28 protein-coding genes are annotated in these 25,424 nt (G+C 62.4%); 18 read left to right on the top strand and 10 right to left on the bottom strand.

The window, feature by feature from the left end:
* Positions 1-108 precede the first annotated feature (108 nt).
* From D1227_RS16050 to D1227_RS16025, 6 genes are all read left to right on the top strand, one after another.
* Entirely contained in the window at positions 109-1,623 is a 1,515-nt protein-coding gene (locus D1227_RS16050) for a flavin-containing monooxygenase (protein ID WP_119405363.1), read from the top strand.
* A gap of 67 nt (positions 1,624-1,690) precedes the next feature.
* Entirely contained in the window at positions 1,691-2,050 is a 360-nt protein-coding gene (locus D1227_RS16045; protein ID WP_119405362.1) for a DUF423 domain-containing protein, read from the top strand.
* A 57-nt stretch (positions 2,051-2,107) separates the two neighbouring features.
* On the top strand, positions 2,108-2,512 hold the full coding sequence (locus tag D1227_RS16040; RefSeq protein WP_119376866.1) for a globin: 405 nt from the start codon (positions 2,108-2,110) through the stop codon (positions 2,510-2,512).
* Positions 2,513-2,657: 145 nt separating this feature from the next.
* On the top strand, positions 2,658-3,428 hold the full coding sequence (locus D1227_RS16035; protein ID WP_119405429.1) for an SDR family NAD(P)-dependent oxidoreductase: 771 nt from the start codon (positions 2,658-2,660) through the stop codon (positions 3,426-3,428).
* Between the two features lie 5 nt (positions 3,429-3,433).
* Positions 3,434-3,805, top strand: a complete 372-nt coding sequence (locus D1227_RS16030) for a tRNA-binding protein (RefSeq protein WP_119405361.1) — start codon at positions 3,434-3,436, stop codon at positions 3,803-3,805.
* The gene (locus tag D1227_RS16025) at positions 3,802-4,296 is read left to right on the top strand and encodes a PaaI family thioesterase (protein WP_119405360.1); all 495 of its coding nucleotides are present in this window, start codon (positions 3,802-3,804) and stop codon (positions 4,294-4,296) included. The genes D1227_RS16030 and D1227_RS16025 overlap by 4 nt, the downstream gene beginning before the upstream one ends.
* Positions 4,297-4,547: 251 nt before the next feature.
* Here the strand turns inward: D1227_RS16025 and D1227_RS16020 are convergent, their stop codons facing one another.
* Both D1227_RS16020 and D1227_RS16015 read right to left on the bottom strand, forming a co-directional pair.
* Entirely contained in the window at positions 4,548-4,970 is a 423-nt protein-coding gene (locus D1227_RS16020) for a hypothetical protein (RefSeq protein WP_147373341.1), read from the bottom strand.
* A gap of 188 nt (positions 4,971-5,158) precedes the next feature.
* A complete protein-coding gene (locus tag D1227_RS16015) occupies positions 5,159-6,619 on the bottom strand; it encodes an AMP-binding protein (RefSeq protein ID WP_119405358.1) in 1,461 nt (486 codons plus the stop codon).
* Positions 6,620-6,791: 172 nt separating this feature from the next.
* On the opposite strand from D1227_RS16015, the gene D1227_RS16010 reads away from it, so the two are divergent.
* Positions 6,792-7,283, top strand: coding sequence for a hypothetical protein (locus D1227_RS16010; protein ID WP_119405357.1), 492 nt, complete (start codon positions 6,792-6,794; stop codon positions 7,281-7,283).
* Positions 7,284-7,350: 67 nt separating this feature from the next.
* Positions 7,351-9,444 (top strand): TonB-dependent receptor domain-containing protein, encoded by a 2,094-nt coding sequence (locus D1227_RS16005; RefSeq protein ID WP_119405356.1) that lies wholly within the window; start codon positions 7,351-7,353, stop codon positions 9,442-9,444.
* 47 nt (positions 9,445-9,491) lie between these two features.
* Here the strand turns inward: D1227_RS16005 and D1227_RS16000 are convergent, their stop codons facing one another.
* Both D1227_RS16000 and D1227_RS15995 read right to left on the bottom strand, forming a co-directional pair.
* Positions 9,492-10,319: a hypothetical protein gene (locus D1227_RS16000; RefSeq protein WP_119405355.1), complete on the bottom strand. Its 828-nt coding sequence runs from the start codon at positions 10,317-10,319 to the stop codon at positions 9,492-9,494.
* Between the two features lie 74 nt (positions 10,320-10,393).
* Positions 10,394-10,663, bottom strand: a complete 270-nt coding sequence (locus D1227_RS15995; RefSeq protein WP_119405354.1) for a hypothetical protein — start codon at positions 10,661-10,663, stop codon at positions 10,394-10,396.
* A gap of 293 nt (positions 10,664-10,956) precedes the next feature.
* Here D1227_RS15995 and groES point away from each other — a divergent pair, with 293 nt between their 5' ends.
* The 10 genes from groES to D1227_RS15950 all read left to right on the top strand — a co-directional run bounded on the left by groES (position 10,957) and on the right by D1227_RS15950 (position 19,094).
* Complete coding sequence (gene groES, locus D1227_RS15990; RefSeq protein WP_119405353.1) at positions 10,957-11,244, top strand: co-chaperone GroES; 288 nt, start codon at positions 10,957-10,959, stop codon at positions 11,242-11,244.
* Positions 11,245-11,303: 59 nt separating this feature from the next.
* On the top strand, positions 11,304-12,953 hold the full coding sequence (gene groL, locus D1227_RS15985) for a chaperonin GroEL (RefSeq protein ID WP_119376875.1): 1,650 nt from the start codon (positions 11,304-11,306) through the stop codon (positions 12,951-12,953).
* A 161-nt stretch (positions 12,954-13,114) separates the two neighbouring features.
* Positions 13,115-13,732 (top strand): YceI family protein, encoded by a 618-nt coding sequence (locus tag D1227_RS15980; RefSeq protein WP_158586682.1) that lies wholly within the window; start codon positions 13,115-13,117, stop codon positions 13,730-13,732.
* 66 nt (positions 13,733-13,798) lie between these two features.
* The gene (locus tag D1227_RS15975; RefSeq protein ID WP_119376877.1) at positions 13,799-14,503 is read left to right on the top strand and encodes a CoA transferase subunit A; all 705 of its coding nucleotides are present in this window, start codon (positions 13,799-13,801) and stop codon (positions 14,501-14,503) included.
* A gap of 198 nt (positions 14,504-14,701) precedes the next feature.
* On the top strand, positions 14,702-15,067 hold the full coding sequence (locus tag D1227_RS15970; RefSeq protein ID WP_147373340.1) for a hypothetical protein: 366 nt from the start codon (positions 14,702-14,704) through the stop codon (positions 15,065-15,067).
* A complete protein-coding gene (locus D1227_RS15965) occupies positions 15,067-15,696 on the top strand; it encodes a CoA transferase subunit B (RefSeq protein ID WP_119376879.1) in 630 nt (209 codons plus the stop codon). Before D1227_RS15970 ends, D1227_RS15965 begins: the two co-directional genes overlap by 1 nt.
* Positions 15,693-16,025 (top strand): zinc ribbon domain-containing protein YjdM, encoded by a 333-nt coding sequence (locus D1227_RS15960; RefSeq protein ID WP_119376880.1) that lies wholly within the window; start codon positions 15,693-15,695, stop codon positions 16,023-16,025. The genes D1227_RS15965 and D1227_RS15960 overlap by 4 nt, the downstream gene beginning before the upstream one ends.
* Before the next feature lie 100 nt (positions 16,026-16,125).
* A complete protein-coding gene (locus D1227_RS15955; protein ID WP_233350122.1) occupies positions 16,126-17,634 on the top strand; it encodes an acetyl-CoA acetyltransferase in 1,509 nt (502 codons plus the stop codon).
* Between the two features lie 45 nt (positions 17,635-17,679).
* Positions 17,680-18,111 carry a hypothetical protein gene (locus D1227_RS19980; RefSeq protein ID WP_158586681.1) on the top strand — a complete coding sequence of 144 codons (432 nt, stop codon included), beginning with the start codon at positions 17,680-17,682 and terminating at the stop codon, positions 18,109-18,111.
* Entirely contained in the window at positions 18,108-19,094 is a 987-nt protein-coding gene (locus D1227_RS15950) for a zinc transporter ZntB (protein ID WP_158586680.1), read from the top strand. Before D1227_RS19980 ends, D1227_RS15950 begins: the two co-directional genes overlap by 4 nt.
* Positions 19,095-19,097: 3 nt before the next feature.
* Here the strand turns inward: D1227_RS15950 and D1227_RS15945 are convergent, their stop codons facing one another.
* The 6 genes from D1227_RS15945 to dxs all read right to left on the bottom strand — a co-directional run bounded on the left by D1227_RS15945 (position 19,098) and on the right by dxs (position 25,421).
* Positions 19,098-19,781, bottom strand: a complete 684-nt coding sequence (locus tag D1227_RS15945) for a DUF938 domain-containing protein (RefSeq protein ID WP_119405349.1) — start codon at positions 19,779-19,781, stop codon at positions 19,098-19,100.
* Positions 19,782-19,792: 11 nt separating this feature from the next.
* Positions 19,793-21,538: a class I adenylate-forming enzyme family protein gene (locus D1227_RS15940; RefSeq protein WP_119405348.1), complete on the bottom strand. Its 1,746-nt coding sequence runs from the start codon at positions 21,536-21,538 to the stop codon at positions 19,793-19,795.
* A gap of 117 nt (positions 21,539-21,655) precedes the next feature.
* Positions 21,656-21,787: a hypothetical protein gene (locus D1227_RS20370; RefSeq protein ID WP_267896863.1), complete on the bottom strand. Its 132-nt coding sequence runs from the start codon at positions 21,785-21,787 to the stop codon at positions 21,656-21,658.
* 73 nt (positions 21,788-21,860) lie between these two features.
* Positions 21,861-22,508, bottom strand: coding sequence for a hypothetical protein (locus D1227_RS15935; protein WP_147373339.1), 648 nt, complete (start codon positions 22,506-22,508; stop codon positions 21,861-21,863).
* A gap of 69 nt (positions 22,509-22,577) precedes the next feature.
* Entirely contained in the window at positions 22,578-23,345 is a 768-nt protein-coding gene (locus D1227_RS15930; RefSeq protein ID WP_147373338.1) for a hypothetical protein, read from the bottom strand.
* Between the two features lie 153 nt (positions 23,346-23,498).
* The gene (gene dxs, locus D1227_RS15925; RefSeq protein ID WP_119376886.1) at positions 23,499-25,421 is read right to left on the bottom strand and encodes a 1-deoxy-D-xylulose-5-phosphate synthase; all 1,923 of its coding nucleotides are present in this window, start codon (positions 25,419-25,421) and stop codon (positions 23,499-23,501) included.
* Positions 25,422-25,424: the final 3 nt, after the last annotated feature.

Below are 25,424 nucleotides of genomic sequence, written 5' to 3'. Positions count from 1 at the left end.
AGCACCGGAAACCGACTGACGCCACGTCATCCGGGCGATTACCTATTGGACTGTCGTCTTCATGAGGTAGCCTGTCGTGAAAACAGAACAGATCGCGGAGGGAATTACATGCCTACTGGAAAAGGGACCGACATCCTGGACGTCCTCATTGTTGGCGCAGGAATATCGGGCGTTGGTGCGGCCTATCATTTGCGCACGCGCTGTCCCGGCAAGAAGGTCGCCGTCTTCGAAGCGCTCGACAGCTTCGGCGGCACTTGGAAAGTCCACACCTATCCGGGTATTCGTTCCGACAGCGACCTCTACACGTTCGGGTATCGCGACAAGCCCTGGACCGGCCCGCCGATCGCCACTGCCGATGAGATTCTCGCCTATATGGGCGAGTTTATCGAGGAGAACGACCTCGGTCCGCTGATCCATTACAATCACAAGATCACCAAGGCCGCCTGGTCATCCGAAGACAAGCTCTGGACCGTCACTTACGAAACGCCGGACGGCGCACACACCGTCCAGACCCGGTTCATGTGGATGTGTCAGGGTTATTACGACCTCGACAAAGGCTACACGCCTGACTGGGATGGGATGGACGACTTCAAGGGTGAGATCGTTCATCCGCAGAACTGGCCGGACGATATCGACCTTTCCGGCAAGAAGGTTCTCGTCATCGGATCAGGCGCCACGGCGGCGACCCTAGTGCCGAACATTGCCGACCAATGCGAACATGTGACGCTTCTCCAGCGTTCACCGACCTATTTCGTACCGGGCCGCAACGTAAACGAGCTCGCCGACGAGCTGCGGCGTCTGGAGATCGATGAGGACTGGATCCATACGATCATCCGCAAGAAGGTTCTTGTCGACCAGCACGAATTCACACAGCGGGCCAAGGACGAGTCTGAATCGGTGAAAGATGAATTGCTGGCGGGCGTGCAGGCCTTTCTCGGCGAAGACTTCGATATGAGCCACTTCACGCCGCATTACCGGCCCTGGCAGCAACGCATCGCCTTCGTCCCTGATGGGGACATCTTCCAGGGCATCGCCAGTGGCAAGGCCAGCATCGTCACCGACCATATCGACCGGTTCGTGCCGGAAGGAATCAGGCTGACATCGGGGGATGTGCTCGAAGCCGATGTGATCATCACCGCAACAGGCTTCAATCTGAAATTCCTTGGCAACATCCCGTTCGAGGTGGACGGCAAGCCCGTCGCCTGGAACGATCGGCTGACCTGGCGTGGCATGATGATCGAGGATGTCCCCAACATGCTGTTTGTGTTCGGATATTTCCGCGCCAGCTGGACACTTCGTGTCGACCTGCTTGGTGACTTCATGGTCCGGTTGCTGAAGCATATGGACGAGGTCGGCGCCGTTGAAGTCTGCCCGAAGGTTCCAGCCGGCGTCCAGGCAAAGGAACGCCTCAGCTGGATGAATCCGGACGACTTCAACCCCGGTTACCTCAAGCGCGGCGAACACCTGATGCCGAAGCGGGCCGACCATCCCGAGTGGCAGCATACCCAGGACTACTGGCACGAGAAGGATGACCTGCCGGAAATCGATCTCGATGGAGATGTCTTCGAATACTCCGATGCCCAGGGCCACATCATCGACACGCACAAGGCCGATGCCGCCTGAGATGAAGCTTCGCCGCATAGGCGCATCGGCAAACACACGGTAAGAGGCGGACAGAAAGGATTCCTGCATGCCGCCTCTTTCCTTCTTCGCCGCCCTGTTCGGGTTTGTCGGTGTCGCACTGGGTGCGTTCGGCGCACATGGGCTGAAGGGCCAGTTCACGCCCCAGGCCGAAGCCTGGTGGGACACGGGAACATTCTACCTTCTTGTCCACGCTGTCGCCGCGCTTGTGATCGGCCTGACCGGCAGGAAGGACGAGGTCCTGGCAGGTGGCTGGGCCATGATCATAGGCTCGGCGATCTTCTCCTCGACGCTCTACTTCCTCGCCTTGGGCGCACCGCGGTGGTTTGGTGCCATCACGCCTGTTGGCGGCCTGGCATTACTGGCCGGGTGGGCGCTCGTCCTGGTAGGCGTTTTGCGGTCTGCCTGACGCTTCACCGGTCTGGTTAGCTTTCTAGAGGGCGTGCGAACATATAAGGTGAAAACCATGGACCAGGCCGAGATTGTCATCGACACATTCGAGAAGGTCGCAGCCCGCGCAGGCGATCCGCATGACCTGATTTATGCCCGCCTTTTCGAACGCCATCCGCATTTCGAAGACCTCTTCGCCATGGACACGGATGGCGGCATTCGCGCGAATATGCTCACGACAAGCCTGAACTGCCTACTCGGGGTCGCCGAAGGCAGCGAAACACCGCGGCTCGAACTGGAAGCGGCCCGGCTGCACCATGAAGGCTATGGCCTGGGGAGCGGCGATATCGACGAGATGTTCGAGATCATTCGAGACGTCTTCCGTGACGTGCTGGCTGACGACTGGACGCCAGCCGCTGAAACATCGTGGAGTGCTGTGCTCGATCAGATCAGCCGTATCGGCCGCGACCTGGACAGCTGACCGCTTGCATCACCAGCCGTCCGCGCCCCTTCTTGCAGATGCATCGCAGATTTTCCAGGCGCACCCTCCTGCCGGGGATTGGCAGGACGCGTGTTTTGAATAAGGTGCCGGCGATACTACACACGTGAAATAAATGGAGGAAATCATGGCCAGTCTCTTCGACATGAGCGGGAAGGTCGCCGTCATAACGGGCTCCTCGCGCGGAATCGGCAAGGCAATTGCCGAGCAGATGGCCGAACAGGGCGCCAAGGTCGTCATCTCGTCGCGCAAGCCCGGCCCCTGTCAGGAGGTTGCTGGCGAGCTGAACGAGAAGCATGGCGAGGGAACAGCCATCGCCGTGCCCGCCAATATTTCCTCCAAGGAAGACCTCACCAACCTTGTCGACGAGACCCGCAAGGCATTCGGCAAGATCGATGTTCTGGTCTGCAACGCTGCCTCGAACCCCTATTACGGCCCGATGGAAGAGATCGGCGACGAGCAGTTCGAGAAGATCCTGTCCAACAACATTATTTCCAATCACTGGCTGATCCAGCTGGTTGCGCCAGAGATGAGGGAGCGCAAGGACGGCGCCATCGTCATCATTTCCTCGATCGGCGGCCTCAAGGGCTCCCCGGTCATCGGCGCCTACAACATCTCCAAGGCCGCCGACTTTCAGCTGGCTCGCAACTACGCTATCGAACTCGGCCCCCACAATATCCGCGTCAACTGCGTCGCCCCAGGCCTGATCAAGACCGATTTTGCCCGCGCCCTCTGGGAAAACCCGGAGAATGCGAAACGCGTCGAGCAAGGCACCCCGATGCGCCGGATCGGTGACCCGGTCGACATTGCCGGCGCGGCGATCTTCCTGGCGTCCGATGCCGGCAAATACATGGCCGGCCAGATGATCGTCGTCGATGGCGGCTCGGTCATCGTCTGATCGCCATGCACAAAACTGACCTTCCCGGAAACCCGCCGGAAGCCGAAACCGATTTCGACACGTTCAGGCGGGTCGATATCCGCATGGGCACGATCCTCGAAGCCGCCCCGCTCGAGGGCGCCCGCAAGCCGGCCATTCGCCTGCTCATCGATTTCGGCGAAGGCGTGGGCAAGAAGAAGAGCTCGGCCCAGATCACCGATCACTACACGCCCGAACAGCTTGTCGGACGCCAGGTTGCCGCCGTCGTGAACTTCCCGCCGCGCCAGATCGGCAAGTTCATGTCCGAGGTCCTCACGCTCGGCTTTCCCGACACTGACGGCGCAATCGTCCTTTTCTCGCCGGATACACCGGTCCCGAACGGAGCCCGCCTCGCATGAGCCTTGATGTCGATACCAGCCAGTTTTCACCGCACTTCCAGCCCTTCCTGGAAGGCCTTCTCAGCGGCGACTGGCCGAACAAGCCCAAGGGCCTGCAAAAGCTCGGCATCATGCCGGAGCACTGGCTGAAGCATATCGAGCCCGGCCATGTGCGCTATGTCTGGCCGAATGACGGCTCTCACGACATCCAGCCGGGCCGTACCTTCGGTGGCTGGGTCGGCGCGCTGTCGGACCATGTGGTCTCCATCTGCATGTTCTCCGGGCTCACCGAGGGCGAGGCCTTCACCACGCAGGACCTGCAGATCAAGCTGTTCCGCCCTGTCTCCCTGGGCGACATCACCATCGAGGCGCACCTTATCAATCGCTCGCGCACAACCGGTTATGTCGAAGCCGAGTGGCGCCTGCCGGATGGAAAGCTGGCCGCAAAAATCCTGGCCTGGAAAGCGATCCGGTCCATCGAAGCGATACACGGCCAACGCCCGTCCGGCTGATGAAGTGGCGCCAGCACCAGCGCCCGCAGCGTCCGTTGGGACGTGCGGCTTTCTGGTTTTTGATCCCCGCTGCGGCTTCGCCTTCGCGATGGATCGGGCTCAGGGAGTCTTTGGTTTTGATCCCCGCTTCGCGATGGATCGGGCTCAGGGCTGTCTTTTCTTTTGATCCCCGCTTCGCGATGGATCGGGCTCAGGGCTGTTTGAAACATCAGTCTGCATGGTGAGCGAAGTCGAACCACGCGGACGGGAGGTCAGCTCGAATCCAGAAAGGCCGGTCCAGCGGCAGTACAATTCGGGTCCGATTCCGGTACGGGAACAGTCCAATTCCGGTATGATTCCAGTCCGGCGCCCAAAGCTGCCAGAAACCCGCCCGGCGCAAGCCGCACCCACGGCGCGCGCGGCGCGAAATTCGTCCAGTCGTCCGGGTCCGGCCGGTCGCCGGCAAGCTGAAGCGTGATCACCAGCCGCCCATTGGGCAGCACAGCGACGCCGAGCATGCCGACCGGGTTCGCAGCCCGGTAAGCGCGATAGTACCGCTCGAACCGCCAGACTTCGAGGAAGAAGACCGGCCAGTAATAGAGCGGCAGCAAGGCCAGCGTTTCAAGAATCCAGGCGCGGGTCAGCATGCCTGGAATTGGAGCACATGTTTCAGAGGGGTGGGATGAATTGGTCACTCCCCCTGCTCCCTCGGGAGAGGGCGCAGGGAGAAGCATCGCATGTCGATGCGCCGGATCACGGGGATGAGGGGGACTGGCTTGGAAAGGATCGCGCCCGGCAGACAGGCCTGCATCCCCTCTCCCCAACTCCTCTCCCCGGGGAGAGGGGAAAAGTCAGCGCGGTCCGGCGGTTCCTCTCGGCCTGATCATGCCGTTTGGCTGAGCCGCGCCTGGCGGAGTGCGCTGCGCCGGGACTTGCCGGCATCGTCGCGCAGCGGCTCGGTCACCACTTCGATGGACCGAGGCAGCTTGTAGCGCACCAGCCGCTCGGCGAGGTGGGCCATGAAGGCGTCCTCATCCAGCGTACCGCCCGGTACATCGACAATGGCGTGCAGGCGTGCGCCCATATCCTCGTCCGGCAGTCCGATGACGGCGGAACTGCGCACGCCGGGCCACGAATCGATCGCCGCTTCGACCTCCGCCGGATAGATGTTCGCGCCGCCAACGACGATCATGTCGGAACGCCGGTCGCTGAGATAGAGATAACCCTCCTCATCCATCCAGCCCATGTCGCCGAGGCTCTCCCAACCGCCCTCGATCGCCTTGGGTTCGGCGCCGAGATAGTAATAGCTCGTCCCGGGCCCGGCGAGCGGACGCATGAACACCTCCCCCACTTCGCCGGGGGCGACGGGGTTCCCGTCCTCATCGACGATCTTCATCTCGCAGGTCTCGACGGGCCGGCCGACGGAACCCTTGTGAGTCAGCCATTCGGTGCCCTGGATGGTCGTGGATCCCTGCCCCTCAGTGCCGCCATAAAGTTCCCAAATCACTTCCGGGCCGAGCCAGTCGATGAAGGCCTGCTTGAGCCAGGGCGGACAGGGCGCGGCAAGATGCCAGAGCGCCTTCAGGCTGGAGAGGTCATAGCGCGCGCGGACCTCCGGCGGCAGGGCCCAGATCCGGCGCATCATGGTCGGCACCATATAGGCCGTCTCCAGCTTGAGGCGGTCGATCAGCTGCAGCGTCTGCTCCGCGTCGAAGCGCGTCGTCACGGCAACCGTGGCGCCCTTGAACAGCGCGATCATCGCCCAGAGGAAGGGGCCGTTATGGTAAAGCGGGCCGGGCACCAGCATCGATCCCTGCTTGCGGATTTCCAGGAAGTCGGGATCGGGATCCCAGGCGGCGGGCTGGCGCGACACGATCAGTTTCGGCCGCCCCGTCGACCCGCCGGACGTCATCGCCTTGAAGGAGTCGGCGGTCTTCTCCGGCAGGGGCGCATCCGACAGGCTGGCATCGGGTTCGAAGCCCGGATCGACCGAAGCCATGTCGGGATACTCGCCCGCCGGGACACCGACGACGAGTTTCGGCTTGCCGAGCTCAATGATCTGGTCGCGCTCGAACTTCGGCAGCTTCGCGGAGATGGGCTGCGGTGTCGCGCCGAGCTTCCAGGCTGCGAAGGCGGCCTCGAAGAATTCGACGCCGTTCGGCAGCGCGATGGTGACGAAATCGTTCTCACCGACCCCGAGGGCAGCATAGGCGCGGGCCAGCCGGTTTGTCCGCGCTTCGAGCTCACGCCAGGTGCGCTGGTCGCCTTCATGGTCTACCGCGACCCGGTCCGGCTGGATCTCGGCCCAATGCGCCAGGATGCGCGACAGGGAAATATTCGCCACGTGTTTCCTCCACTCCTTGTGCGGCCCGGATATCTCCGGGCTCTGTTTCTGGTATGGGCTATACGGGCTAGGCGGCAGTCCGGCAATGTGCACGCAAGCCTGCCGCTTGTGTGGCAATTTGCGCTGCCCGGAGCCAGTGGATCGAGGCCGCGCAAGAGACTACGAAACGCGGATGACGTGCCCGGCTCCTCTTCGCGCGGTCCAGCTGCTGACCTTTGCCTTCGTGGCATTGATCACGCTGCGCGGGCTCGTGCCGGATGGCTATATGCTCGACCGCTCGCCGGAGACCGGCGCCATCGTCCTGCGTATCTGCGGCGGGCTGCATGAGATGGATCGCGGCCCAGCGGCAGCGCCCGCGACCGGCGGACATACCAGTCACCAGATGCATGATCATCAGGCTCACGGCGCATCCATGCCAACCGGGGAGGCCGAACCAGATGGCATGACGGACGGCCAGCCGGGCGACATGCCCGAGCATGAGCAGCAAGGCGCCATGTGCCCGTTTGCCCTCTCCTCCCTGATGGATACGGCCGCTGCGCCGGCCCTGCCGGCGATGATCGCCATCCGCCAGCCGATGCTTGGCGGCAAACCTTATACCCGGCCGGCTGTGCGCCCCTCCGCGCGCCCGCCCATGCCGCCGCGAAGCCCGCCTGCCGCCGTCTGATCGTTTCCAGAATTCCATTTCAACGAACAGACAGCCTGCACGCCCGTGCGGGCCTTCAGGATATATCATGACTTACAAACTCGTCGCAGGCGCGAGCCTGCTGGCGCTTGGCGCAGCCGTTCAGGCCGCGTCGGCGCAGGAATCGGCGCCTGCCCTTCAGGACGTCATCATCGTCACCGGCTCCAGGTACGACACCGCGACCCAGACCGGTATCGCCCCCGATGCCAGCCCGCTCGACGGGGCCGACATCACCCGGCTGGCCGCGCGCACACCCGGCGGCGCCCGGCTCTCGAACGGGGAGCTGTCCGGCCAGATGGCCTATCGCGGCCTCGCAGGCGAACGCCTGAACCTGCGCGTCGACGGTCAGCGCTTTGCCTCGGGCGGTCCGAACCTGATGGACCCGGTGTTCCATTATGCCCCCGCCCCGCTCGTCAGCGCGGTGATCATCGACCGGGGCGTCAGCCCGGTTTCGGAAGGCCCGGGCCTCGCCGGGGGCGCGGACGCCGTCTTCAAGCGACAGGACTTTGCAGACGGGCCGGACGCCGACTTCGGCTACGACCTCACCGCCAGCGCGCGCTCGGTAAATGACGGCCTCTCGGTCGGCGGCATGGCCGGCGCCTCGACGGACCGCTGGCGCTTCAACCTCCTCGGCGCCTATGAGGATGCCAGTGACACCGACTATGGCGATGGCACGATTGGCGGATCGTCCTTCCAGCGGAGTGTCTATGGCCTGTCGGCCGGGGCGAAGCTCGGCATCGGTGAGGTCGGTCTCGATCTTCGCCGTCACGAGGCGGACCCGTCGGGCAACCCGCCCTTCCCGATGGATATCCAGTATGTCGATACCGACTTCGCCAAGCTGTCGTACAAGGCGGATCTGGACGGCGTCACGGTGAACGCGTCGGTCAACTACACCGATGTCGACCACCTGATGGACAATTTCAGCCTGCGGCCCTCGCCCGCCCCGATGCAGACCCGGGCAACCTTTACCGAGGCGACCACGCGCGGCGCTGAACTCAGTGCCAGCTTCGACTGGCAGGGCGGCGAGCTGGAGGTCGGCACCGACACGGCCCGCGCCGAGCATGACGCAATCATCACCAACCCGAATATGGCGGCCTTCTTCGTGACGCCCTTCCCGGATGTGACGATCGACCGGACGGGCGCCTTTGCACAATGGACCGGCACCATCGGCCCGGTGGAAAGCGAGCTGGGCGTTCGGGCCGACTGGCATGATCACGATGCGGGCGACGCGTCGCTGGCCGCCATGCTGCCCCCGCCCGCGCAGATGCTGGCCGCTGCCTTCAACGCCAGCGGCCGCAGCACGGAGGACACTACCGTGGATGCGGTCGCGCGCATCTGGACGCCGGAGCGCAACGGCCTGTCCTGGCGCGCAACGCTTGCCCGCAAGCAGGCCATGCCGGGCTACATCCAGCGCTTTGGCTGGTTGCCCATCAGCGCCAGCGGCGGCCTCGCCGACGGCAACATCTATGTCGGCGATCTCGGGGTCGATCCGGAGACGGCGCTGATTGCCGAAGCCGGGTTCGATTATGCCGCGCCCGCGCTCTATGCGCGGCCAACCGTCTATGTCCGCCAGATCGACGATTACATCCAGGGCGTGCCCTATGATTCGACACCGGGCATCGCCGACACGCCGGTCGAGATGATCGCCAGCATGAATGGCGATCCGACGCCGCTGCGCTGGGCCAATGTCGATGCGCGGCTGTATGGCTTCGACCTGGATGCCGGCTACGATTTTGACGGGCCGCTGCGCCTGGATGGGGTGCTGAGCTATGTCCGGGGCGAACGCCGCGACATAGACGACAATCTCTACCGGATCGCGCCGGCCAGCCTGACGCTGGACCTGACCTGGGAGGCCGACAGCTGGTCGGCGACCTTCGAAACGCGGGCTGCCGCCGAGCAGGACAAGGTGTCGGTCACTAATGAGGAGGCCCCGACACCCGGCTATGTCGTGCTCAACCTCTATGGCGACTGGCAGGTGAAGGACGGCGTGACAGTCTCGGCGGGCATCGAGAACCTGCTCGACCATGTCTATCGCGACCATCTCGCCGGCTATAACCGCAACGGGTTCGGCGATGTCGCTCTCGGCACACGCCTGCCCGGCGCCGGGCGCGGCGCCTTCATAAGGCTGTCGCTCAAGGGCTAGGCTGTCTGTGGCCAGCCTGGCCTGCGCGCCGGGCTGGCCACCCGCCCCTAGCGGCTGCCTTTGATCGCAGTAGTCCAGATATCAACCCAGTTCGCTTTGTCGCTCCAGTCCATCGCAGCGATACTGTCCACCATCTCCTGCTTCGAGCAAAGCCATTCACCATCTGTCGGCCCAATGCTGATATGTACCCTTGGCATGACCGTTAGCCCATCCACCGGTTTCGCTGGGTAGGCGTAGAAATATATGCCGTTGAGAAGCGGGTCGGAAAAGATGTCGGGCCGTGCAGTAATAGACTCGTCGCATTGCAAGTATTGATCCGCCAAGCGTGTGATTTCCAACAAGGCTTCTTCCGGTTTGACCCCAGATTTGGCTACGCCGTTCAATACTAAATTGAAACGACCATCACTGAATGTCGTGACAAGGAATCTCGAAGGGATATCGAGCCGGTCGGAATACTCTACGTATTCTTGTTGGATTATACTCCAATCGATCGTCGGCCCGCTCACCTGCTTCCATTGCCAGTCGTCAGCGTGTTGAAACGTCCAGTCTTGTGAAACTGTGGCCGAAAACACACTGAGCTTGCCGCCAAGTTGCCTCTCGGAAAGACGGGCGGCCTTGTAATCGGCAATAACAGCAGAAGGAATAAGAAAGCGGGTTACGAGCTCCTTCCTCGACTTCTCTCTTAATTCGGAGTCAGCGTCCTCAAGAAACGAAACAGTGAGCGAGTACTGTTTCTCAGAGAAAAGCGGACTGAAAACGCCATAGGAAAGTCCATCAATCGACTCTCCGGTCTTCAGCTTGATGTCCGATTCGTCGGCGACCGCGCCTGCAGCCAGTCCAAAGGCAATCAGAGAAGTAAGCAGATTTCGCCACATTTTGGATGTTGAACGCGATGTTCGCTTCTCACACAACCCCCTTTAGAAGCGGATCAACCTTTGATAACTGGCGGTCACTGGATCTTCAGTTCCTCATCCACCCAGCGCACCTGCGCCGGACGGAGCATGTCGTTATGCGCGATGTTGATGGAGTGGATAACCGCCTCGATCTCGCGGCGCCAGTGGTCGAGAAACTGTGCGAGGCGCGGGAATTTCGGCGCCATGTCCACGGTCTGCCAGACGAAGCTCTGAAGGAGTTTTGGAAAGTCTGGCCTGTAATAAATGATTTCAGCTGTCAGAAGCCCGCCCCCGGAAAGCTGTTTTCTGAAATCGTCGTGCTGCATTCAGTGATTCCTTCTGTCATGCGGTTGATCCGCATACAGAAGTGCGCCAGAGACGCGGCGCCTGTCAAGAAATACATATATTTCAATATGTTAGCAGCCGTTAAACGTGGCTGCCAGCACGCCCGGCCGGCAGGTTCGGACAGCCTTCCCGAATATCGCAAAAATTTCAGCTTTTCCCCCGTTGACGCCAGCGCGCGCGCTTCCTAATTCAACGCCGTTAGCAGTCACCCCAGGTGAGTGCTAATCCTGTTTTCATTGCCCAGTCAGGGTAACAGTCAAAGGTAGGAAAGCACATGAAGTTCCGTCCATTGCATGACCGCGTTCTCGTCAAACGCGTCGAGGAAGAAGCAAAGACCGCTGGCGGCATCATCATCCCCGATACCGCCAAGGAAAAGCCGCAGGAAGGCGAAGTCATCGCCGTCGGCAAAGGCGCCATCGGTGACGACAATGAAGTCATCCCACTGGAAGTCAAAGCTGGCGACCGCATCCTGTTCGGCAAATGGTCCGGCACGGAAGTGAAAGTCGACGGTCAGGACCTCCTGATCATGAAGGAAAGCGACATCCTCGGCATCGTCGAGTAACGCACCCCCTTCCCCAACAATCCCGAGACCAAGACGTAATCTGAAAAAGGAATACGAATATGGCTGCAAAACACGTCAAATTCGGCACCGATGCGCGCGAGCGCATGCTGAAAGGTGTCGACACCCTTGCAAACGCGGTGAAAGTCACCCTCGGCCCGAAAGGCCGTAACGTTGTCATCGAGAAGTCCTTCGGCGCCCCGCGCACCACGAAGGACGGTGTCACCGTCGCAAAGGAAATCGAACTCGAAGACAAGTTCGAGAATATGGGCGCACAGATGCTGCGCGAAGTCGCTTCCAAGGCGAATGATGTTGCCGGTGACGGCACCACGACCGCCACGGTGCTCGCCCAGTCCATCGTCCGCGAAGGCATGAAGCGCGTCGCTGCCGGCATGAACCCGATGGACCTGAAGCGCGGTATCGACAAGGCGTCTGCCGAAGTCGTTTCCGACCTCGCCCATCATTCCCGCAAGGTGAAAGAGAACAGCGAGATTTCCCAAGTTGGTTCGATCTCCGCAAACGGCGACCGCGAAATCGGCGACATGATCGCCAAGGCCATGGAAAAGGTCGGCAATGAAGGCGTGATCACGGTCGAGGAAGCCAAGTCCCTCGAAACCGAACTCGATGTCGTCGAAGGCATGCAGTTCGACCGCGGCTACCTCAGCCCGTACTTCGTGACCAATCCGGACAAGATGAGCGTCGAACTCGAAGACCCGTTCATCCTGCTGCACGAGAAGAAGCTCTCCTCGCTCCAGCCGATGCTGCCGATCCTCGAGCAGGTCGTCCAGAGCCAGCGTCCGCTGCTGATCATCGCTGAAGATGTCGATGGCGAAGCGCTCGCAACGCTGGTCGTCAACAAGCTGCGCGGCGGCCTCAAGGTTGCAGCCGTGAAGGCCCCTGGCTTCGGCGACCGCCGCAAGGCCATGCTGCAGGACATCGCAGTCCTGACCGGCGGCCAGGTCATCTCCGAAGACCTCGGCATCAAGCTGGAGAACATCTCCATCGACATGCTGGGCACGGCCAAGAAGGTCGAGATCGACAAGGACAACACGACCATCGTCGACGGTGCTGGCGAGAAAGCCGACATCGAAGCGCGCGTTGGCCAGATCAAGAAGCAGATCGAAGACACCTCGTCCGACTATGACAAGGAGAAGCTCCAGGAGCGCCTTGCCAAACTCGCCGGCGGTGTTGCCGTGATCAAGGTCGGCGGTGCCACCGAGGTCGAAGTGAAGGAACGCAAGGACCGCGTCGACGACGCGCTCAACGCAACCCGCGCTGCCGTCGAAGAAGGCGTCATTCCGGGTGGCGGCGTTGCCCTGCTCCGGGCTGCCCAGAACATCGACGTGAAGGGCGAGAACGCTGACGAACAAGCTGGCATCGACATCGTCCGCAAGGCCCTCGAAGCCCCGGTCCGCCAGATCGTCCAGAACGCTGGCCTCGAAGGCTCGGTCGTTGTGGCCAACATCCTCGCCCAGAAAGACCGCGGTTACGGCTTCAACGCCCAGACCGAGGAATATGGCGACATGTACAAGATGGGCATCATCGACCCGGCCAAGGTTGTCCGCTCTGCCCTGCAGAACGCAGCCTCTGTTGCCGGCCTGCTGATCACCACCGAAGCTGGCGTTGCCGAAGCTCCGAAGAAGGAAGGCGAAGGCGCCGGTGGCATGCCCGACATGGGCGGCATGGGTGGCATGGGCGGCATGGGCTTCTAGGTCCGGCCTCCCTGGACGGCGACGGCGGCGGCCCCCAAGCGCGCTGCCAAGGCCAACATCCAGACCCAATCAAGGGCGGTGCTTCGGCGCCGCCCTTTTTTTTCATGCGTGAAATCGGGGCCGGCCGGGCTAGATTGGACCTGTCAGCAAGGGAGCCCGCCATGCCCAGCCACCTGATGAAATCAGCCTTCGCCGCCCTGGCGCTCAGCCTGGCCGGCTGCGCCGCGCTGCTCACGCCTGATGTCGAGGCGACGCCAGAGGCCCTGCGCCCGGGCGCCTATGAACTCGACACCGCGCATGCTGCGCTGGTCTTCAAGATCGGCCATATGGGCTTTTCCGACTTTATCGGCCGTTTCGATGACTTCGATGCCAGCCTCGACTTCGACGCTGAAAATCCAGAGAGCGCGCGCCTGGAAGCCATTGTCGACATGACCAGCCTCAACCTGCCGGACAAGGATTTCGCCGCAACCTTGATGGGGCCCGGCTGGTTTGACGCCGAGGCCTACCCGCAAGCCATCTTTCGCTCGACCGGCATCGAGGTGACGGGCGAGGCGACCGGCCGGGTGACCGGCGATCTAACCCTGCATGGGCAGACCCATCCGGTCTCGCTGGAAGTGACCTTTAACGGCGGAGCGAATGACACGCTGCGCGGCGCCTATGTCACCGGCTTTTCCGCGACCGCCACGATCAACCGCTCGGACTTCGGCATCAGCAAGTTTGTCGGGCCCGTGTCTGATGAGGTCGAGCTGATCATCGAAGTCGAGTTCATGCGGGAATAGGGTTCTCGAATTTCAACAAGCGTTGAGGGTTGCATCCGCAACTGACCATGCGTAAGGATCGCGGCCATGAGCAAGATCTACAAGACAGCCGCAGACGCGCTCGATGGCGTGCTCTTCGACGGCATGACAATCGCCGCCGGAGGCTTTGGTCTCTGCGGCATCCCCGAGCTTTCCATCGCTGCTATCCGCGCGGCTGGCACGAAGGATCTGACCATCTACTCCAACAATGCCGGCGTCGACGGCTTCGGCCTTGGCGTGCTGCTGGAAAGCAAGCAGGTGAAGAAGATGGGCTCGTCCTATGTCGGCGAGAACAAGGAGTTCATGCGCCAGTATCTCGGCGGGGAACTGGAGCTGGAATTCAATCCGCAGGGCACGCTGGCCGAAAGGATGCGCGCCGGCGGGGCCGGCATTGCCGGCTTCTACACCAAGACCGGCTATGGCACGCAGATCGGCGAAGGCAAGGAAGTGAAGGTCTTCAACGGCGAGCATTACATCCTCGAAGAGGGCATCTTCGCCGACCTCGCCATCGTGAAGGCCTGGAAGGCGGACACGACAGGCAATGCCATCTTTCGCAAGACGGCGCGCAACTTCAATGAGCCCGCCGCCATGTGCGGCAAGGTCTGCGTCATGGAAGTCGAAGAGATCGTCGAGCCGGGCGAACTGGACCCGAACCATATCCACCTGCCGGGTGTCTTTGTGCACCGGCTGGTGCAGGGCGAGTTCGAGAAGCGCATCGAGCAGCGCACGACCCGGAAGCGCGAAGAGGGCTGACGCCGTCCCAACCAGCCTACCGGTCTGAAATCAGAGGTTTGGATATACATGATTAAGCATCTGCTCTCCGGGCTTTCGGCACTCCTGGTTTGTGCGTGCCAGAACTCGACCGGAACAGCCTCGGATCATGACGCTGAAGCTTACGCGGCAGCGATGGCTCTTGCGGACCCAGCCGCGATGAGGCTTGAACGTTCCTGCATGTTGCAGACGCCAAAGACGACCTTTACCACCGCGCTTGTCGAAGACGTTTTCGACGGTCGCTACATCTACGCAAAGCGGACCGGGCGCGACAATGGCTACCTCGTCGAGTTTTCCGACACCTGTCGAAAAGCGCAAAGAGGCGTGACACCGCACATTGAGGACATTTGCCGCCGCGACTGGTTGCGGGTTCGCGGTGAGCTTTGTGTCGTTCAGGATATTTACCGCGTCCCGGATGAATCGGTCGGACGGGCACTGGCACTGAAACTCGAGCAGGAGCGCAATCGCGCCGCCTTGCACCGCTCTATCCCCACCCGCGACGCTGCCAAACCAGCTCGGACGAACAATTCCACAGGAGACGAATAATGCCCTGGACACGTGACGACATGGCCAAGCGCGCCGCGCAGGAGCTGGAAGACGGGATGTATGTCAATCTCGGCATCGGCATTCCGACGCTGGTGGCGAACTACATCCCGGATGGCGTCTCGGTGACGCTGCAGTCGGAAAACGGCATGCTGGGCATGGGGCCCTTTCCCTATGAAGGCGAGGAAGACGCCGACCTCATCAATGCCGGCAAGCAGACGATCACGGAACTTCCGCACACGGCCTTCTTCGACAGCTCGATGAGCTTCGCGATGATCCGCGGCGGCAAGATCAACATGGCGATCCTCGGCGCGATGGAAGTGGCGGAAAATGGCGATCTCGCCAACTGGATGATCCCCGGCAAGCTGGTCAAGGGTATGGGCGGGGCGATGGACCTCGTCGCCGGCGTCAAACGCATCGTGGTGATCACCGACCACACGTCGAAATCGGGCGAGCCGAAGCTGATCAAGGAATGCACCCTGCCGCTGACCGGCAAGGGCGTCGTCAACCGGATCATCACAGACCTCGGCGTCTTCGACGTCGTCGAAGGCGGCCTCGAGATCAAGGAAATCGCGCCTGGCGTCACCCGTGACGAGATCTACGAGAAGACCGCCGCGAAGATCGTCAATTGAGCACGCTTCCACCCTGTCCGAAATGCGCGTCCGCCTTCGTCTATGAAGACGGCGCGCTGCTCATCTGCCCGGAATGCGCCCATGAATGGTCGCCCGCCGCCGATGCCGAGTCCGCAAAAGTCTGGCGAGATGCCAATGGCAACACGCTGCAGGATGGCGACACGGTCACCGTGATCAAGGACCTCAAGATCAAGGGCTCCTCATCGGTCGTGAAGGTCGGCACGCGCGTCAAGAACATCCGCCTTGTCGAGGGCGACCACGACATCGACTGCAAGATTGACGGCATCGGGCAGATGGGCCTGAAGACCGAGTTCGTGAAGAAGGCCTGATTGGCATCTGCCTTCGCAGCCATTCCCGCAGCGTCATGGATTGAACACTGCCCTGCCGCCCCTATCACGGACCCTGACAACAGACAGGGAGTAAGACGATATGGCCAAAGGCGCGATGCCCGTCCTGGTGGGCGTGGGACAATCGATGAGCCAGTGGGACGGCAAGTCCGGCGCGGACGGCGCCCCTTCCCCGCTCAGCCTCGCTTGCGATGCCTCGAAGGCGGCCCTGAAGGATGCTGGCGTCGACGCCGGAGAAATCGACGCACTGACCTTTGTCCGGATCTTCGAGGATTCGGTGCCCAGCGCCCCGCACCCGCATGGCCACAACACCAACCTGCCCGGCACGCTGGCCCGCGACCTCGGCGCTTCGCCATCCAAGCTGATCTATTCCGATGTCGGCGGGCAGAGCCCCCAGGCGCTTGCCAATGAGATGGCAAACCGCATCCATGCCGGGGAGTTCGACGTCGCCCTCGTTGCTGGCTCCGAAGCCAATCGCGCCTCGAAGGGCGCACGCAAGAACGGCGTCGAGATTGACTGGGCCGATGATAGTGACCTGGCCTATGAGGATCGCGGCCTTGGCGGCCAGATGCTGAGCCGGCCGGAAATCAAGCACGGCCTCATCGCACCGGCCTTCTTCTACGCCATGTTCGAGAACGCCATCGCCGCCCGGGAGGGCCGCTCGCGGTCAGGCCAGCGCGAAGCCATGGCGAAACTGTTCCAGCCTTTCACGGCCCGGGCGGCGCAGAACCCCTACTCCCAATTCCCCGTCGAGCGCAGCGTCGACTTCCTGAAGACGCCGTCGCCGGAGAATTACGAATTCGCCGACCCTTATCTCAAATGGCATATCGCACAGGATGCCGTGAACCAGGGTGCCGCCATCCTGATCATGTCGGAAGACAAGGCCGATGCCCTCGGCGTGCCGCAGGAGAAGCGCGTTCACCTGCATGGCGGCGGCGAGGCGAGCGACAGCTTCATTTCCGAGCGCCCCATGCTCGACGGGTCCTGGGCCATGGAACAGGCCATCGGCAAGGCGCTGGACCAGGCCGGCAAGGACTCCAGCACCATGAAGTACTTTGATCTGTACTCCTGCTTTCCTTGTGCGGTCTTTTCATCGACACAAGTCCTCGATATCAATCCGTTTACCGATAAACGTCCGCTGACGCTGACGGGTGGCCTCCCCTTCTTCGGCGGCCCGGGCAACAATTACTCCATGCACGGCCTCGCCAGCATGGCGGACGCGCTGCGTGCCGACCCCGGCAGCTTCGGCCTTGTCCTTGCCAATGGCGGCTGGATGACCAAGGAGGCCGCCGGCGTCTGGTCGACGGCCCGGCCTGATGCGTACAAGCCGACCGCCGCATCCGTGAAGGCGACAGAAAAGGTGGAGCTTGAAAGCGCGCCAACCACGGGCACGATCGAGACATTCACCGTGGTTCACGGCCGCAAAGGCGCCGAGCATGGCGTCATCTTCGCGCGCACGGGGGACGGCAAGCGTTTTATCGCGAAGGCCACGCCGGACGCCCTGGAGCGGTTGCGCGAGGACAGCTCGCCTGTCGGCGCTGCTGTCACGGCAGAGACCGCAGACGAGGTCAACACTTTCCGCTTCGCCTGACCCGCCTGCCCGGTTAAGCTGGCCGCGAAACCGGAAGGATTCCATATGCGCGCGCCTGCGATGCGACCGATTGCCCTTGTGCTTGCCTTGTGTTCGATGGCGGCAGCATGCGTCACCCAACCGGAGCCGTGCACGCCTGAATGGGTCGAGTGGAAGACCGACCGGGTCCTCGACCGGTTTGCCGACGCGCATCGCGGCACGGTTCGCGATCTGCGCGAGGTGTCGGGCAGGATCGAGAATCCGTCCGTTCTCACGGCCATCCGGATCGCCAGCCTTGCTGCCGACTCCAAGGACCTGGTGCGCGACTTCAACGAGATCGTGATGCCGGAACTGAATGATGCCATCGCGCAATGCGGGCGTCCGCAGGAATTCGTGCCCGCCTTCACAGGCTTCCTGCGCCGGGAAGGCGTTGGCGAAGACGTGATCGACTGGATCGAGGCCTTCGGTGTGTTCCTCGAAATGCAACAAACCTCATGAATACCAGCAGCGAAAGCACGCTTATCTTCGGCTATGAATTCGACGAATCCGGCCATGCGCGCCGCCTTTCCTGGGAAGACGTCGCCAGCGGCCCGGCCGCGCGGCCGGGTGTTCGCCGGTGGCTGCATCTCAACCGGCTATCGCCAGCGGTGCAGACCTGGCTGACGCGAGATAGCGGCATCGACCAGGTCATCGATCAGGCACTGCTGCAGGAGGATACACGGCCACGCTGCCTTGCCCATGAGGGCGGTCTGCTGATCAATTTGCGCGGCGTAAACCTCAATGAGGGCTCCGACCCGGAAGACATGATCGCCATCCGCATCTGGATGACGTCCGACGTCGTTGTATCGTTGCGCGCGTTTCACATAAAGGCGGCGCAGGACCTCAGCGAACGGATCATGGCAGGCAGTGTCACGGAGAATACGGGTGCCATCATCACGTTTCTCGCCAATGGCCTGACCGAGCGGATCGAACCGGTCATCTCGGAACTCGACGAAAAGGCCGACGATTTCGAGGAAACGCTCCTGACGTCGGATGACAAGCTGCCGCGGAGCGCGCTATCGAGTTTCCGGCGAAAGGTCCTGACGCTTCGCCGCTACATCATCCCGCAGCGTGACGCGCTGGCACAGATGATCCGCGAGGGCGAAGGCCTGTTTACGCGCGCCCAGATCATGCAGCTTCGCGAGGTTGCAGACCGGGTCACCCGGATCGGAGAGGAACTCGACACGATCCGCGACCGCTCCACGGTGCTGCAGGAACAGATCATCGAACAGCGCGCCGAACGGATGAACCAGCGCCTATTCGTGCTGTCGATCATATCGGCCGTCTTCCTGCCGCTTGGCTTCGTCACCGGCCTGTTCGGCGTGAATGTCGGCGGCATGCCGGGCGTCAACAGCCCGCTGGCCTTCACCCTGCTCTGCATCGGCATGCTGACCCTGTCGACCGGCCTCATCTTCCTCTTCCGAAAGATGCGCTGGCTGTAGCCGTCAGGCGCGGCGGAAGATCACGCTGGAATTATTGGCCGGCATGTCGATGACAGCCTCCAGCGCGAGCCCGGCCGCATTTGCCAGTGGCATCAAGTCGATGTCGAGATCACGAACGCCCCAGGCCGGATCCCGGCACTTCAGGTCTTCGCTGAAGCGGGCATTTGACTCGGCAATCGCGCCATTGCGAGCAAACGGTCCGTAGAGGAACAGTTTTCCGCCGGGCCGAAGCAGCCGGCCGGCCCCGCGCAAAAGACCTTCTGCCGCCTCAAAGGGCGCGATATGGATCATGTTCGCGCAGAACATTCCATCGAGCGGCGCGAGCGCCTCAGCCTCTCCCCAATCGTCTGCAGACGCATCAATCGTATACGGCCCGGTCAGACGCTCGCCGGACGGTGCCAGCTGCACCCAGGCGCGCTGGCTGTCGGCGCTCATCTCATCAAGATCGGAATAGATCCAGCGCAGCGCGTCGAACCGTTCCGTCATCCAGGCACCATGCTCACCCGTGCCGGACGCGATTTCCAGCACCCTGCCATCCAGCGGCATAACACGCTCGAAAACGTCTGCAATCGGCTCGCGGTTTCGCGCGACCGAAGGCGAATAGCGCCGCCCGTCCTCGCCGGTGTCACGCTGTTCCAGCGCCACCGACTTGCCGGCGCTGCCGATATCATCGCGGTCCTTGCTCATTTGAGCTCCCGTCAGTTGCGCGGCTTGAACCGGTTTCGCAGCTCGGGCTTCAGGATCTTGCCATTGGCGTTGCGCGGCAGCGGCTCGCTCTGGAACTTGATCTCCACCGGCACCTTGAAGGCCGCGAGCTGGCTGGCGACATGCGCGCGCAGCTCGTCCTCGCTCACCGTCTTGCCGGGCTTCAGCTGCACGATCGCGCCGACTTCCTCGCCCAGTACCTTGTGCGGAATGCCGACCACCGCCGCATCCATGACGGCAGGATGGTCGTAGAGCGCGCTTTCCACCTCAATGGAGTAGATGTTCTCGCCGCCGCGGATCAGCATGTCCTTGGCCCGGTCCACCAGGTAGAGGAAACCCTCGTCATCCAGACGCGCAAGGTCCCCGGTCACGACCCAGCCGTCACGAAAGGTCTCGGCGGTGGCATCGGGCCGGTTCCAGTAGGACTTGCAGTTTGACGGGCTCTTGCACCACAGTTCACCGACTTCGCCGGGCGGCAGCGTCTTGCCATCCGGGCCGACAATCTTGAGGTCAACGGCAAGAGGCGGCGCCCCGGCGCTGTCCGGCCGGTGGACATAGTCCTCACCGATGTTGAGGGTGACCGTCGCGCAGGTTTCCGTCATGCCCCAGCCATTGCCGGGTGCCGCTTCAGGAAAGCGCTTCTTGATGGTCGAGACGAGCTCAGGCGCCGACGGGGCCCCGCCATAGGAAACGACCTCGATCGAGGAGAGGTCGTACTTGTCCCGGTCAGGGTGTTCGAGCACCTGCCAGGCGATCGCCGGCACGCCGCCAATCGTGGTGACCTTTTCCTTTTCGATGATCGGCAGCGCCTTGTCCGCGTCCCACTTGTACATGCAGATGATCTTGTCACCGCGAAGCAGGGTCGGGATCAGGATGGCGAACGCCCCGGTCGCATGAAAGAACGGGATCGACAGCAGTGTCGCGCGCTGCACATCCGGGTCCGGTTCGGGCAGCGCCTCGCCGCGGCGCAGATACATCCGCGCCTGGCAGGTCATCGAGTTCAGGAAGTTCGAGATCACCGCGCGATGCGTCGCCAGCGCGCCTTTCGGCTTGCCGGTCGTCCCGGAAGTGTACATCAGCGTGGCGTCGTCGTCCGGCGCGATCTCGACATCCGGCAGGCTGCGCGGCTCAAGCCCCGCCCAATCATTCGTCTCGCCGATGATGTCCTCGAGATTGTAGACGCCGGGATGATTGCGCTCTTCTTCGGTTTCGCGGGCGATGATGATGGAGTCCAGCTCCGGCAGCTGGTCGACATGCTCGCGAATGCGCTCATAGATCTGCGGGTCGACGATGGCGAGCTTGGCGCCGGAATTCTGCAGGCCGTATTCCAGCTCTTCCCCGGTCCACCAGGAATTCATTGGCGTGGCGATGGCGCCGACGGAGAGGGCCGCAAAAAAGGCGACCGACCATTGCGGATAGTTGCGCATGATGATCGCGACGCGATCACCCTTGGCGATCCCGAACTGGTCCTTGAGGGCATGCGCAAGATGCGACACGGCCTTCAGGTGGGCCAGGAAGGATGCGCGCTCATGCTCGTAGACGAGGAAATCGCGGTCACCATGCAGGGCCGACGCCTCGGCCAGGAAACGGATGGTCGGCGGCGCCTCGGGATAATACTTCATCGATATGCCGTCGATGACCCCTTCGCTGACCGCGAGCGGCGTGCCCGGTTCGGCGAGCTTCCGGTTGGCATCCTCAATCGAAAGTGCCGGCCAGGCCGATCCTGAATCCGCTGCCATTCTGTCTTCCTCCAGATTGATCGTTTATTCTGCAATCAATCACGAGAAACAGGCGAAGGGAAGTGTGGCACGGCCGCGCGCAAAGCCCCGCAACATAAACAGTTCGTGCCGGACGCCCTAGCGCGCCGACAGGGTCTTCGCGGGTGCTGCGATGGTTTCGCCCGCAACGGTATCACCCGCTGGCGGCCAGAGCAGCAGGACACCGAGGCAGGCCAGCGCTGCGAAAAAGATTGTGAGGACGTCCTTCATGAAATGCCCCTCCTGGACAAAGATCCAGGAGGGGCAGCAATCGGCATGCCATCGCACCGCGATAGCAGGCTTTCTATTTTCCAAGCTCGCAGAACTGGACGTTACGCGCCGTGCCGTCCGGTTCTGTCATGCTGAAGACCGGCCCTGCGAGTTCGTCACCGTCGCAGAGATAGCCGATCTGGTACATGTCGACGAGATATTCATTCTCCGGCTCCAGGGCGCCGGCCAGCATCAGGTCTGCTGCTTCCTGGTGGCCGCCAAGACGGAACAGGATCTCGAAACGCTCCATCGGCGAAACTTCGCCGGAGGCGAGCATGTCGGTCAGCGTCGAATATTCGGCCTCGGCCGTCTCGAGCAGCGATGCTGCGTCGGCGGCGACCGCACTGTTGGCGTGACCGATCTTGATTTCCTTGAGGTCAGCGATGGCGCCTTCCAGGTCGCTGCCGCCACCATAGCGCAGCTCTGCCCGCTTGAAGAGGACTTTGGCAAACTGCTCTTCGCTGAGGCCCGGATCGCCCAGGAGCTGGGTCAGGCGGTCGATGGCGATCTGCTCATTGCCCGCCTCGACGAGCGAGTTCACCGTGCCGATGGCGAGGCTGTACTTGGTCTGCTCAATCGACGTTTCGGCTGGCGGTTCGCTGACGGTTACCGGCTCGGTGTCAGGGGCGGTGGTACAGGCCGCGATGGCGACCCCGCAAAATAGCGCGCTCAGGCGTTTCATGATGTGCTCCAGTTCGATCCCGATAAAACTCGTTGGAGCCATGGTTCTAACCGGCGGGGCAAGGCAACATTATGGCCCTGCAACGGCAATTGCGGGTTGGGCCTCATCCTTGCGCGCGGCGGCATTCTTGCCGTCGCCCGGCGCGGGTGACCCGGTGGCCGGCGCTGAAGCGGTCAGCAGGCGCGGGGCCTTGTCCGGCCCGGGCATAGCGGCTGCCGGCCCGCACCAGTGCAGATTGGCGAGATCGGGCCGCTCGGGCCCGAACTGATGCAGCTTCGGCGCATCGGGGCGGTCCTCGCAGATATAGCCGAAGGCCATCATGGTCTGAACCTGTACCGGCGTCGGACTGATCCCGGACTTTCGGTAACGGGCGACCGCCTCGTCATGGCGGCCCAGGGAAAAGACGCCGTCAAACCATTCTGCGATGGTCTGCAGGTCCTCATGCTGCTGCTCGATCCAGATGATCTCGTCTTCCGCCCAACCCTTCTCGATCTTCGCATTGTTGGCAAAAGGATGGTTGGCATCGATGGCGAGGATGGCTTCGAAATCGTCCAGGGCGCCGAGCTTGTCCATGCCGTCCTTCCAGCGCCGCGTCGCCCGCTCGAACAGCGTCTTGCCGCGCTGGTAGTCGCTGAGGTCACTACGGTTCAGGATAGATGTGAGGGCCGCATCATAATCAACTGGGTTCTCGTGGGCCTTGGCCTCGGCGAGCAGCGCCTCATAGGCCGCTTCCGACAGCGTCTGTGGCGACTGGGCAACTGCCGCAAACGGCCCCGGACCGGCCATGCCAGTTCCAAGAATGACAGCGCAGGCTGCCGCCAGCAAATACGTCTTCATCGCCCACCCCATGAACGCCAGATCACTCAGGTGTTAACACCCGCTCCCGGCGAGGTCACCACAAAATCCTGACGAATTCACCTCAGAGGCGAAAAGCTTTTATGACAAATTTTGCCGATCCGGCGGGCAGACCATCGCCCGCAGGTGCTGGCGTCAGGCGCGGGCGAGCTGGTCGATCGCCTGCATGTTGCCGCGACCGAGCGCCTCGATTGCGCGCGCGGCAATGCTGCGGGCGTCGAGACCGGCCTGCTCATACATGAGCTCCGGCTTGTCCTGGTCCTGGAAGATGTCGGGCAGGCACATAGTCCGGATCTTGAGGCCTGTGTCGAAGGCACCGACATCGGAAAGGTGCTGCAGCACGAACGCGCCAAAGCCGCCACGGGCGCCCTCTTCGATGGTGATCAGGACTTCGTGTTCCTTGGCCAGACGGTTGACCAGGTCCTCGTCCAGCGGCTTGGCAAAGCGCGCATCGGCGACCGTGCAGGACAGGCCCTGTGCAGCCAGCATGTCGGCTGCCTTCATCGCCTCGGCGAGACGCGTACCATAGGACAGGATGGCAATGCTGGTGCCTTCGCGCAGGATACGGCCCTTGCCGATCTCGAGCGCCTGGCCGACCTCCGGCAGGTCAATCCCGGTGCCATTGCCGCGCGGATAGCGGAACGCGCTCGGCCGGTCATCGATCTCGACAGCCGTGCGGACCATGTGAACCAGCTCAGCCTCATCCGCAGCCGCCATGCAGACCATGTCCGGCAACGCGCCGAGATAACCGATGTCAAAGCTGCCGGCATGGGTCGGGCCGTCAGCGCCGACCAGCCCGGCGCGGTCAATCGCGAAGCGGACTGGCAGTTTCTGGATGGCAACGTCATGGACAACCTGGTCATAGCCACGCTGCAGGAAGGTCGAATAGATCGCCGCGAAGGGCTTCATGCCGTCTGCGGCAAGACCGGCGGCGAAGGTCACGGCATGCTGCTCGGCGATGCCGACATCGAACATGCGGTCGGGGAATTCCTTCTCGAACAGGTCCATGCCCGTTCCGCCCGGCATGGCCGCCGTAATGCCGACGATACGGTCATCCTTGCGCGCTTCCGCAACGAGGCTCTGCGCGAACACCTTGGTGTAGCTTGGCGGGCCGGACTTCGATTTCTGCTGCTCGCCGGTGACAACGTTGAACTTGGCAACGCCGTGATACTTGTCGGCGGAATTCTCGGCCGGCGCGTAGCCCTTGCCCTTCTGCGTCACGACATGCAGCAGGACCGGGCCGGATTCCATCGCCTTGCAGTTTTCCAGCACCGGCAGAAGGACATCCAGGTCATGCCCGTCAATCGGGCCGACATAGTAGAAGCCCAGCTCCTCGAACATCGTGCCGCCCATGGCGAAGCCGCGCAGGTATTCCTCGGCCTTGCGCGCCGGATTGGCGAGGCCGATCGGCTTGACGACGCTCTTGGCGAACTTGCGGAGCCCGCGATAGGAACGCGAGGATACGAGCTTGGAAAGATAGTGGCTCATCGCGCCGACGGGCGGAGCGATGGACATGTCATTGTCATTCAGGATGACCAGCATGCGGCTCATGTCGGAGCCGGCATTGTTCATCGCCTCATAGGCCATGCCGGCCGACATGGCGCCGTCGCCGATCACGCAGACCACCTTGTTGTCCTTGCCCGTCAGGTCGCGCGCCTTGGCAAAGCCGAGACCGGCGGAAATCGAGGTCGAGGCGTGCGCGGCACCAAACGGGTCAAACTCGCTCTCGGCCCGCTTGGTAAAGCCCGACAGGCCCCCGCCCTGGCGCAGCGTGCGGATCTGGTCCTTGCGGCCGGTCAGGATCTTGTGCGGGTAGCACTGGTGGCCGACATCAAAGATCAGCTTGTCATCGGGCGTATCAAAGACGGTATGGATCGCCAGCGTCAGCTCGACGACGCCCAGCCCGGCACCCAAGTGGCCGCCCGTGACAGAGACCGCATCGATCACCTCCGCGCGCAGCTCGTCAGCGATCTGTTTCAGCTCCTCACGGGAGCGGCCTTTCAGATCGGCGGGCAAGGATACGGTATCCAGAAGACGGGTCTTTGAGGGGAGCGTCATGTA

Source organism: Henriciella mobilis (genome assembly GCF_003576315.1).
Lineage (GTDB): Bacteria > Pseudomonadota > Alphaproteobacteria > Caulobacterales > Hyphomonadaceae > Henriciella > Henriciella mobilis.
The sequence above is the reverse complement of the archived record's forward strand: the minus strand, read 5'-3'. Positions and strand labels throughout refer to the sequence as shown.